This window comes from Nonomuraea sp. NPDC004186, assembly GCF_053603495.1.
The window spans coordinates 103812-113949 of the sequence record NZ_JBSGFQ010000034.1; the positions used below are offsets into that span (position 1 = coordinate 103812).

Here is a 10138-nt window from a genome sequence, read left to right on the forward strand (position 1 = left end):
GTTGTCAAACAATAGAACGAAGGTAGGGTTTGACCATGCGCCTGCTACCTCACCCGGCTACGGAGGACATCGAGCTCACGGAGGTCCTGCGGGCGCTGTCCGACCCCGTCCGCCTGGAGATCGTCGTCCGGCTCGCCCTGAGCGGCGTGATGAACTGCGGCGAGGCGGGCGACGACCTGGGCGTGCACAAGTCGACGGCCTCGCACCACTACCGGACGCTGCGCGAGGCGGGCGTGGTCATCACCAAGCAGGAGGGACGGCTGAAGTTCATGAGCCTGCGCCGCGACGACCTCGAGTCCCGCTTCCCCGGCCTGCTCGACTCCGTCCTCTCCGCCGCCGGGATCCCGAGCCCTGCCCTGATCCCGAGCGCCGACGTCCCCGCCCCGCGTTGATGCGCCACGACTCGCTGCCCATCCGGCACGTCCTGCCCGACCTGCTCGCCGCGCTCGACCGGCACGGCAGCGCGGTGCTCACGGCCCCGCCCGGCACGGGCAAGACGACGGTCGTGCCCCTGGCCCTGGCCGAGGCGGGCATGCGGGTGCTGGTCGCCGAGCCGCGGCGGCTGGCCGTGCGCGCGGCGGCCAGGCGGATGGGCGTGAGCTACACGATCAGGGGCGAGCGCCACACGGGCGCGAACCCGATGGTCGAGGTCGTCACCACCGGCGTCCTGCTCCAGCGCCTCCAGCGGGACCAGGAACTGGCCGGGGTGGACGCGGTCATGCTCGACGAGTGCCACGAGCGGCACCTGGACGCGGACACCTCCCTGGCGTTCCTCCTGGACGTACGCGACACGCTCCGGCCCGACCTGCGCCTGCTGGCCACCTCGGCGACCGCCGACGCCGAGCCGTGGTCCCGGCTGATCGGCGGCCCGATCGTCGCGGCCACCGGCGCCGCGTACCCCGTCGAAACGGTGTGGGCCCCGCCAGCCCGCCCGGTCGCCCCGCCGCACGGCCTCCGCGTCGACCCCGCGCTGCTGTCCCACGTGGCCTCGGTGGTCCGCAGGGCGCTGGCGGAGCGGGACGGCGACGTGCTGTGCTTCCTGCCCGGCGTGGCCGAGATCGCCAGGGTCGCCGGGATGCTGGACGGCGTGGCGGTGCTCCAGGTGCACGGGCAGGCCCCGGCCCACGTCCAGGACGCCGTGCTCGCGCCGGGCCCGGCCCGCCGGGTGGTGCTGGCCACGTCGGTCGCCGAGTCGAGCCTGACCGTCCCCGGCGTCCGGGTGGTGGTCGACTCCGGCCTGGCCCGCGAGCCCCGTACCGACCACGCCCGCGGCCTGGGCTCCCTCACCACGGTCAGGGTCTCGAAGGCGTCGGCCGGCCAGCGCGCGGGCCGGGCGGGGCGCGAGGCGCAAGGCACGGTCTACCGGTGCTGGTCGGCGGCCGACCACGACCGTCTCGCCGACCACGCGCGGCCGGAGATCGCGCTCGCGGACCTGACGGGGTTCGCGTTGCAGGCGGCCTGCTGGGGCGCGCCCGACGCGTCGGGCCTGGCGCTGCTGGACCCGCCGCCGCCCGCCGCGATGTCCGCCGCCGGCCGCACCCTGGAGGCGCTGGGCGCGCTGGACCCGGCCTCGCGGGTGACGGAGCGCGGGCGCCGGATGGCGCTCGCGGGCGTGCATCCCCGCCTGGCCAGGGCCCTGCTCGACCTCGGCCCGAGCGCGGCCGAGGTGGTTGCCCTGCTGTCGGAGCAGCTGCCGCGCGACGCCGGCGACGACCTGGTGGAGGTCTGGCGCGCGGCCCGCCGGGGCGGCACCGGCTTCGCCGCCCGCTGGCGCCAGGAGACCAGGCGCCTCCAGCGGACCGCCGGCACGGGCCGCCCGGACCTGCCCGGCGACGCACTGGCCGGGACTGCGGTGGCGCTGGCGTTCCCCGAGCGGGTGGCGCGCAGGCGGGGCGGCGGCTATCTCATGGCCTCCGGCACGCAGGCCCAGCTACCGGAGGGGTCCAGGCTGCACACCGCCGAGTGGCTGGCCATCGCCGTCGCCGACCGGCAGTCGGGCTCGGCCTCGGCCCGCATCAGGCAGACCGTGGAGATCGACGAGGCGACCGCCAGGCTGGCCCACCCCACCACCACCCAGGACGAGATCGCCTGGCACGTCCCTCCGGGCGAGCGTCGCGGCGACGTGCTCGCCCGCAGGGTCGAGCGCCTGGGCTCGATCGAGCTGTCCGCCGCCCCGCTCAAGGACGCCGACGTCCGCGAGGCCGTCCTGTACGGCCTGCGCGCGGAGCCCGACGTCCTGACCTGGACGAAACAGGCCAAGGACCTACGGGATCGCCTGGCCTTCTGCCACCGCGCCATCGGCGCCCCCTGGCCCTCCACGGACGCGCTCATCGACCTGGCCGACCAGTGGCTGGAGCCCGAGCTGTCCAGGGCCCGCCGCCGGGCCGACCTGGAGCGCATCGACGTGGCCGCGGCGCTGAAACGCCTGATCCCCTGGAGCGAGCGCCTGGAGCGGGCGGCTCCCGAACGCATCGAGGTCCCCAGCGGCTCCCACATCCGCGTCGACTACTCGGGTGACCGGCCGGTGCTGGCGGTGAAGCTGCAGGAGCTGTTCGGCTGGCAGGAGACGCCCGAGATCTCCGGCGTGCCCGTCCTGGTGCACCTGCTCTCCCCGGCGGGCCGCCCGGTGGCCGTCACCGCGGACCTGGCGTCGTTCTGGCGCGAGGGCTACCGTTCGGTACGCGCGGAGCTCCGCGGTCGCTACCCCAGGCACCCCTGGCCGGAGGACCCGCTGACCGCGCCTCCCACCCGCCGCGCCAAGGAGAGACGAGCATGACCAGCGTGGCAGCCGCCGCCCGCGACAACGCCGAGTGGTGCGACGCGATGTGCCGCGCGCACGGCACGCCCGGCGCGTTCGCGGACCGGGCCTGGACCAACCCCGCCAGGACCCCGCCCTTCTACCCGGACGCGGTGACGCTCTCGCCCGACGCGACGGCGGCCGACGTGCTCGGCCGCATCGACGCGGGCCCGGGGGCGTCGGTCAAGGACAGCTTCGCCACGCTCGACCTACCGGGCTTCGAGGTGCTGTTCGAGGGGCAGTGGATCCACCGTGAGCCGCCGGAGCGCCGCGAGCCCACGATCGCCATGGAGGTGGTGAGCGACGCCGCCACGCTGCGCGCCTGGGAGCAGGCGTGCTTCGACGGCGAGGTCGGCGGCCTCTTCCTGCCCACGATCCTCGACGAGGCCACGATTCTGTGCGGCAGGAGAGGGGGCGCCATCGTCTGCGGCTCCGTGCTCACCCCGCGCGAGCAGGTCGTGGGCGTCTCCAACGTGTTCGGCGAAGCCGTGTGGGAGGCGACCCTGGCCGTGGCGGCCAGGGTGTTCCCCGGCCGGCCCCTGGTCGGCTGGGAGATCGACCCGGCGGACGCCCTGCGGCACGGCTTCACCACGATCGGCCCGCTACGCGTCTGGAGCAAGATCGTCTAGGGTCGGGTTCTCCAGCACCGGAAAGCGCTCGGCCCCCACGCCCACGTCCTTGAACCCGCTCGACGTGGCCACGCACACGACGGGCCCGTCGAAGTCCCGCCGCAGCTTCCGGTGGCCCGCGAGCCCCGCCGCGCCCGACAGCTCCTGCCACAGCCCCTGCCCGGCCAGGTCCCGCTGCGCCGCCCGCAGCTCCTCGTCGGTCACGAGCAGGGCCTCGCCGCCGCTGTCGCGCACGGCCACCACCCCGCGGTGCCCGCCGACCGGCCCGGCGATGCCGTACGCGTCGCTGGCCCCCAGCTCGCGGAGCTCGACGATCGCGGCCGGAGCGCCGGTGGCCAGCGCCCGCGCGTGGGGCCCGCCGGCCGCCGTCTCGCAGGAGAACATCCGCGGCACGGTCTCGGTCAGCCCCAGCAGCCGCAGCTCCACGAACCCCTTCCACATCCCGTAGAGCAGCTCGGCGTACCCGGTGGGGGTGAAGACGCCCGCGGGCACGCCTCCGAGCTGCAGGAACAGCTCGTAGGCGATCGTCTTGTAGCCCTCGGGCCCGAACGGGTGCCCGGTGTGCGTCACCGTCTGGTTGCTGACCGGGTGGTAGCCGAGCCGGTCGACGACCTCGCGCAGCAGCGGCCAGCGTGCCTCGGCGGGCACGGAGACGACCTTGGCCCCGTACGCGCGCACGAACGCCTGCACGGCGGGCGGCGAGTCCGCCGAGGTCAGCACGATGGCGGGCAGCCCTGCTCGGGCGGCGTAGGCGGCGGCCGAGGCCCCGTGGTTGCCGGACGAGGCCACGACCACGCCGGGCGCGCCCGAGGCGACGGCGGCGCTGACCGCGACCCGGTTGAGGCGGTCCTTGTGCGACCAGGTCGGGTTGCGGGACTCGTCCTTGACGTAGATCCCGTCGAACTCCACCAGCGGCGTCCCGCCCTCTCCCAGCGTGGGGGCCTCCAGCGGCGGCAGCAGTGGCGACCAGCGCGCGAGGTCCGTGCCCGGCTCCTGCTCGAACAGGCGCGGATCCACCCGCCCGTAGTCGTACGTGATCTCCAGCGGATAGGCGATCTCGTCCGTGCTGGTCCTGGGACAGCCCCGCGTCAGCGGCGGGAACAGCGGGAACTCGGTCGCGGGGTCACCCAGCGAGCGCTGGCGGAGGGCAAGGGAGGGTCCGTTCACGTGCATCGACCCTATCGAGCCGCGCTGCCAGGATGCAGACTCTAGTCATGTTGTGGGCAGGCAGGTCCGCTGTCGAGATCGCGACGGCCGTCCGGCGTGGGGACGTCACGGCCACGACCGTCGTCGAGGAGCACCTTCACGCCATCTCGGAGCGGGATTCCAAAGTAGGGGCGTTCCGGCGGATCAGAGAGCGGGCCGTGGAGGAGGCGCAGGCCGTGCAGAAACGGCGCGACCTGGCGGACCTGCCGCTGGCCGGCGTGCCCGTGGCGGTCAAGGACAACCTGGAGGTCGCGGGCGAGGCCACCCGCGGCGGGTCCGCGGTCACGGCGGACGCGCCCGCGCCGGAGGACCACGTGACGGTGGCGCGCCTGCGGGCCGCGGGGGCGGTGGTCGTCGGCCTGACGAACCTGCCCGAGCTGGGGCTCGTCGCGCTCGGCGACAGCGCGTACGGCATCGTCCGCAATCCCTGGAACCCGGCCAGGACGGCCGGCGGATCGTCGTCGGGCAGCGCGGCGGCCGTGGCGGCGGGCATGGTGCCGCTGGCGCTGGGCAACGACGGCATGGGTTCGCTGCGCATCCCGGCCGCCTGCTGCGGCGTGCTGGCCGTCAAGCCCGGCACCGGGCTCGTGCCCCCGCCGACCGACCACTGGGACGGGCTGACGGAGAACGGCCCCCTGGCGACGACCGCGTCCGACCTGGCGCTGGCGCTGTCCGTACTGGCCGCCGACCCGGCGCTGGCCGAGTCCTGGCGCGGCGGCCGCCGGATCGAGCCACGGCCACCCATGCTGCGCTCGGTCTGGGCGGACGACGACGAGATCTGGGAGCCGCAGCCGCCCCAGGACAGCCCCGAGCCGTTCGACCTGCGGGTGGCGTACGCGCCCCAGCCGCTCCCCGTCGGCCTGCCTGTCGACAGGGAGTTCCAGGCCGCGGTGCGCGGGGCGGCGGAGACGCTGCGCCAGGCCGGGCACACGGTGGTCGAGCACCGCGCCAAGCTGCCCGCCTGGCTCGGCCCCGCCACGATCGCCACCTGGCTCACCAGGGCCGCCGCGTCGGCCGACGGCCTGGACCGGCGCCGGCTCGAACGCCGCACCCGCGGGCTGGCCCGCGCGGGCCGGGTGCTCGGCGCGCTCAAGCTCGACGGCGTGCGCGGCCGGGAGCGCTGGAGCGGCTACGGGGCCGACCAGTGGTTCGGGGACGCCGACGTGCTGATCACGCCCGCACTGGCCACCGTCCCGCCGAAGGCCGAGCGCTGGGGCGAGCGCGGCTTCGTCCGCAACGCGCTGGCCAACATCAGGTACGCCCCCGCCACCGGCCCCTGGAACATGTGCGGCTGGCCCGCCATCACGGTCCCCCTGGCCACGCACTCCACCGCGCTGCCCATCGGCGTCCAGATCGTCGCCCCTCCCGGCGGCGAACCCCACCTGCTCGGCCTGGCCGCCCAGCTCCAGGCCGCCCATCCCCCGGTCAGGCCGCCCGGCTTCGCGTTCTGAGCCACTGTTTCGAGCCACTGTTTCGAGCCGCTGCTTCGAGCCGCTGCTTCGAGCCATTGAGGGTGCACCTGACAGGTGTACCTCCAGCGGGGCGCTGGCCGGCGTGCGGGCCGTGCCGCAGCCTGGTCCGCATGAACACACGTGAATGGCTCGTGCTCGTCACGCTGTGCGGCGCGACGTTCATGACAGGTCTGGATTATTCGATCATCACGGTCGCGCTCCCCGAGCTCGGCCGCGATCTGGGTTTCGCCACGCGGGGCGACCTGCAGTGGGTGGTGACCGCCTGCCTGCTGCCGACGGCCGCGTTGATGCCGCTGTTCGGGCGGGTGTCGGACGTGGTGGGGCGGCGCAGGCTGTTCGCGGCCGGCGTGACGGCGTTCACCGGGTTCTCCCTGCTGGCGGCCCTGGCCCCGGTGCCCGGGGTGCTGGTCGGCGCCAGGGCCGGGCAGGGCGTGGCGGCGGCCATGATCGGCCCGACCGCGCTGGCCCTCATGACCACGGCCTTCTCCGAGGGCCCGAAGCGTACGAGGGCGATGGGCGTCAACGGGGCGCTGCTCTCGCTCGGCTTCGTGGCCGGGACCATCGGCGGCGGCCTGGTCACCAGCGGGCTGAGCTGGCGCTGGACCATGCTCATCCTGGTGGGGATCGGCGTGGTCGTGCTGGTGGGCGCGCTCACCGTGCTCCCCGGCGACTCCGGCGGGAGCGCCGTCCGGCTGGACGTGCCGGGGGCCGTGCTGGCGAGCGGCGGGCTGTTCGCCCTGGTCTACGGCATTTCTACGCTCACATGGGTCGGCGTAGCGGCGGCCGTGCTGCTGCTGGGGGCGTTCCTCGCGGTCGAGGCCAGGCACGCCGCCCCGCTGGTGCCACTACGGCTGCTGCGCCGGCCCACGGTGAAGTGGGGGATGGCGGTGGCGCTGGTGACGTTCGGCATGTGCGGCGGGGCGACGCTGCTGCTGAGCGTCTACATGCAGGACGTGCTCGGCTGGTCCGCGCTGCGGACGGGGCTCGGGTTCCTCGGCGAGGGCGTGGCCGCCCTGGTCGCGGGCGGCCTGGCGGCCCGGCTGATCGGCGCGTACGGCGCCCCCGCGACCGTGGCGGCCGGCCTGACCGCGCAGGCCGTGGGGACGGCGGCGATGGTGTTCCTGCCCGCCTCGGGAGGGCTGGGGGTACTGCTGGCCACCTCGGCGGCGATGGGCTTCGGTCACGTGCTGACCGTGGTGGCCGCGATCACGACGATCACGTCCGGGCTCGACCCGGCCGACCAGGGGGTGGCGGGCAGCCTCGCGCAGATGCCCACGTTCGTCGGGGCGATCGGGGTGGCCGGGCTGACCGCCGTCGCGTCGGCGTACGCCGAGCTGCTGACGGGCCTGCACGCGGCGTTCGCGGTGGCGGGGGCGGTCGCCCTGCTCGGGGCGGCCGGGGGCGCCCTGCTGTTGCGCCGCGCTACCCCTGCCGCAGCAGGCGTCTGAGCGGCTCCTCCGAGCCGGGCCCCGGCTGGAAGAGCACCACGCCCTGCCCCTCGTCGTCGGGCGTACGCAGCAGCTCGGCGGTGAGCGTGACGACGCCGAGCTCGGGGTGGCGGTAGCCGCGCGAGATGGAGGCGCAGTTGCTCACGGGATGCCGCGTCCACATGGCCCTGAACTCGGCGCTCCCGGCCGTCAGCTCGTCCACCAGCGCGTGCAGCCCCTCGTCGCCGGGGAACTTGCCGAGCGACACCTGCAGGTACGCGATGTCGTCCAGGGCCTTGCTCTCCCAGTCGACGTAGAACTCGCGGGAGCGGGGGTCGAGGAAGTCCATGCGGGCGAAGTTGGGGCGCGGCTCGCGCTCCGGCGCGTCGAAGTCCAGGTGCGGGGTGAACAGCGCGTGCGCGAGCCGGTTCCAGGCCAGCACGTCGGCGCGCCGGCCCACCGCCCAGGCCGGCACCTCCGTGAACGACTCGACCATGCGCCTGATCCCGGGCCTGAGCAGCTCAGGCCCGACCGGCGGGCGGGACCGGACGGCGCGGGCCAGGCGGTGCAGGTGGGCCCGCTCGTCGTCGTCCAGCCGCAGCGCGCGGGCGAGCGCGTCGAGCACCTCGTCGGAGACGTTCGGGCTCTGCCCCTGCTCCAGCCGGGTGTAGTAGCCGACGCTCAGGCCCGCCAGCGGCGCCAGCTCCTCCCTGCGCAGCCCGGCCACGCGCCGGTGCCGCACCCCCGGCCCGAGCCCGACGTCCTGCGGCTTGAGCCGGGCGCGCCGGGCCCGGAGGAACTCACCGAGACTCATCGATGTGCCGTGCTCAGACCCCGACCGGATGCCAGACGGTCTTGGTCTCCAGGAACCGCGTCATCCGGCCGGTCCCCGGGTCGGCCGCCCAGTCCTGCCGGGAGGGGCGCAGGACGCGCTTGAGGTTCTCCGCCGCCGCCTGCTCGCAGCTCAGCGCCAGGTCGGCGTCCTCGACCCCGGTCAGGTCGAGCCCGTTGACGTCCATGTGCGCCGCCAGCCAGGGCGCCAGCTCGGCCTGGTGCCCGGTGAGGACGTTCACCACGCCCCCGGGCAGGTCGGACGTGGCCAGGACCTCCGCCAGCGTGATCGACGCGAGCGGCGTGCGCTCGGACGCCACGACGACGCACGTGTTGCCGGTCACGATCACGGGCGCGACCACCGACACCAGCCCGAGCAGCGGATCGGCGGGCGCGATCACGGCCACCACGCCGGTCGGCTCGGGCGAGGACAGGTTGAAGTACGGGCCAGCGACCGGGTTGGCCGCGCCGTGCACGGCGGCGATCTTGTCGGACCACCCCGCGTACCAGACGAGCCGGTCGATCGTGGCGTCCACCTGCTCCAGCGCCGCCTTCTTGCCGCCGCCGACCTCCTCGGCGAACTGCGCGCGCCGCCCCTCCAGCATCTCGGCGACCCGGTAGAGGATCTGGCCCCGGTTGTAGGCGGTGGCGCCCGACCAGCCGGGGAACGCCTTGCGCGCGGCCACCACGGCGTCGCGGGCGTCCTTGCGCGAGGCGCGGGACGCGTTGCCGAGGAATTCGCCCTTGGCCGAGGTCACGGGGTAGGACCTCCCACTCTCCGAGCGCGGGAACGCCCCTCCGATGAACAGCTTGTAGGTCTTTCTGACGGACAACCTACTCATCGCCCCGCCCCCTCCACGTGGACTCCTGCGACATCTGGACCGGCACGAAGACCTGGCCGCACCGGCTCACGCCGCAGCGGTGGGCGTACCAGCCGGTGCGTACGGGCCGCCCGGCCCTGGCGAAGGCGTGACCCCTGGTGGCCTGTGCCCGCCGCCTGGCGCGGCGGGGACGGCGATGCTCACACGTCAAGGTAGGCCTCCAATCCGTGCAGACCGCCTTCGCGGCCATAGCCGGACTCCTTGTAACCGCCGAACGGCGAGGCCGGATCGAACTTGTTGAACGTGTTGGCCCACACCACCCCGGCCCGCAACCGGTCAGCCATCCACAGGATCCGCGACCCCTTCTCCGTCCAGATCCCCGCCGACAACCCATACGGCGTGTTGTTGGCCTTCTCCACCGCCTCAGCCGGCGTGCGGAACGTCAGCACCGACAACACCGGCCCGAAGATCTCCTCCCGCGCGATCGTGTGCGACTGCGCCACCCCCGTGAAGATCGTGGGCGGGAACCAGAACCCCCGCTCCGGCAGCTCACACGCCGGCGACCAGCGCTCGGCCCCCTCCGACTCCCCGACCGCCGACAACTCCCGGATCCTGGCCAGCTGCTCGGCCGAGTTGATCGCGCCGACGTCGGTGTTCTTGTCCAGCGGATCACCCACCCGCAGCGTGCCCAGCCGCCGCTTCAACGCCGCCAGCAACTCCTCCTGAACCGACTCCTCCACCAGCAGCCGCGACCCGGCGCAGCACACGTGACCCTGGTTGAAGAAGATCCCGTTCACGATCCCCTCCACCGCCTGATCGATCGCGGCATCGGCGAACACGATGTTGGCCGCCTTGCCACCCAGCTCCAAGGTCAGCCTCTTGTCCGTGCCGGCCACCGTCCGGGCGATGATCCTGCCCACCTCGGTCGAACCGGTGAAGGCCACCTTGTCCACAT

At 74.4% G+C, this 10138-nt stretch carries 9 protein-coding genes; 5 read left to right on the plus strand and 4 right to left on the minus strand.

Features of this window, described 5'->3' with window-relative positions; genetic code table 11:
* Positions 1-35 precede the first annotated feature (35 nt).
* Genes ACWEPL_RS26850 through ACWEPL_RS26860 form a run of 3 tightly spaced genes read left to right on the plus strand, consistent with a single transcriptional unit; the run spans position 36 to position 3426 of the window.
* Complete coding sequence (locus tag ACWEPL_RS26850; RefSeq protein WP_350741841.1) at positions 36-392, plus strand: ArsR/SmtB family transcription factor; 357 nt, start codon at positions 36-38, stop codon at positions 390-392.
* On the plus strand, positions 392-2776 hold the full coding sequence (gene hrpB, locus ACWEPL_RS26855; RefSeq protein ID WP_452437789.1) for an ATP-dependent helicase HrpB: 2385 nt from the start codon (positions 392-394) through the stop codon (positions 2774-2776). The genes ACWEPL_RS26850 and hrpB overlap by 1 nt, the downstream gene beginning before the upstream one ends.
* Positions 2773-3426, plus strand: a complete 654-nt coding sequence (locus ACWEPL_RS26860) for a hypothetical protein (protein ID WP_452437790.1) — start codon at positions 2773-2775, stop codon at positions 3424-3426. The genes hrpB and ACWEPL_RS26860 overlap by 4 nt, the downstream gene beginning before the upstream one ends.
* Here the strand turns inward: ACWEPL_RS26860 and ACWEPL_RS26865 are convergent.
* On the minus strand, positions 3400-4593 hold the full coding sequence (locus tag ACWEPL_RS26865; RefSeq protein WP_452437791.1) for a threonine synthase: 1194 nt from the start codon (positions 4591-4593) through the stop codon (positions 3400-3402). The two genes, ACWEPL_RS26860 and ACWEPL_RS26865, sit on opposite strands and share 27 nt — an antisense overlap.
* Positions 4594-4640: 47 nt before the next feature.
* Here ACWEPL_RS26865 and ACWEPL_RS26870 point away from each other — a divergent pair, with 47 nt between their 5' ends.
* Both ACWEPL_RS26870 and ACWEPL_RS26875 read left to right on the plus strand, forming a co-directional pair.
* A complete protein-coding gene (locus tag ACWEPL_RS26870) occupies positions 4641-6083 on the plus strand; it encodes an amidase (RefSeq protein ID WP_363961860.1) in 1443 nt (480 codons plus the stop codon).
* Between the two features lie 131 nt (positions 6084-6214).
* Positions 6215-7552, plus strand: a complete 1338-nt coding sequence (locus tag ACWEPL_RS26875; protein ID WP_452437792.1) for an MFS transporter — start codon at positions 6215-6217, stop codon at positions 7550-7552.
* Here ACWEPL_RS26875 and ACWEPL_RS26880 read toward each other — a convergent pair.
* The 3 genes from ACWEPL_RS26880 to ACWEPL_RS26890 all read right to left on the minus strand — a co-directional run.
* Complete coding sequence (locus tag ACWEPL_RS26880; protein ID WP_452437793.1) at positions 7527-8345, minus strand: helix-turn-helix transcriptional regulator; 819 nt, start codon at positions 8343-8345, stop codon at positions 7527-7529. The genes ACWEPL_RS26875 and ACWEPL_RS26880 overlap by 26 nt on opposite strands.
* A gap of 13 nt (positions 8346-8358) precedes the next feature.
* Positions 8359-9204, minus strand: coding sequence for an aldehyde dehydrogenase family protein (locus ACWEPL_RS26885; protein WP_452437794.1), 846 nt, complete (start codon positions 9202-9204; stop codon positions 8359-8361).
* Positions 9205-9383: 179 nt separating this feature from the next.
* The coding region (locus ACWEPL_RS26890) for an aldehyde dehydrogenase family protein (protein ID WP_452437795.1) at positions 9384-10138 on the minus strand (755 nt) is incomplete at its 5' end.

What these genes read in the sequence shown, in the direction of transcription:
- ACWEPL_RS26870 (WP_363961860.1), top strand. Translation starts at nt 4,641, where the DNA reads ATGTTGTGGGCAGGCAGGTCCGCTGTCGAGATCGCGACGGCCGTCCGG.
- hrpB (WP_452437789.1), top strand. Translation starts at nt 392, where the DNA reads ATGCGCCACGACTCGCTGCCCATCCGGCACGTCCTGCCCGACCTGCTC.
- ACWEPL_RS26885 (WP_452437794.1), bottom strand. Translation starts at nt 9,204, where the DNA reads ATGAGTAGGTTGTCCGTCAGAAAGACCTACAAGCTGTTCATCGGAGGG.
- ACWEPL_RS26850 (WP_350741841.1), top strand. Translation starts at nt 36, where the DNA reads ATGCGCCTGCTACCTCACCCGGCTACGGAGGACATCGAGCTCACGGAG.
- ACWEPL_RS26860 (WP_452437790.1), top strand. Translation starts at nt 2,773, where the DNA reads ATGACCAGCGTGGCAGCCGCCGCCCGCGACAACGCCGAGTGGTGCGAC.
- ACWEPL_RS26875 (WP_452437792.1), top strand. Translation starts at nt 6,215, where the DNA reads ATGAACACACGTGAATGGCTCGTGCTCGTCACGCTGTGCGGCGCGACG.
- ACWEPL_RS26880 (WP_452437793.1), bottom strand. Translation starts at nt 8,345, where the DNA reads ATGAGTCTCGGTGAGTTCCTCCGGGCCCGGCGCGCCCGGCTCAAGCCG.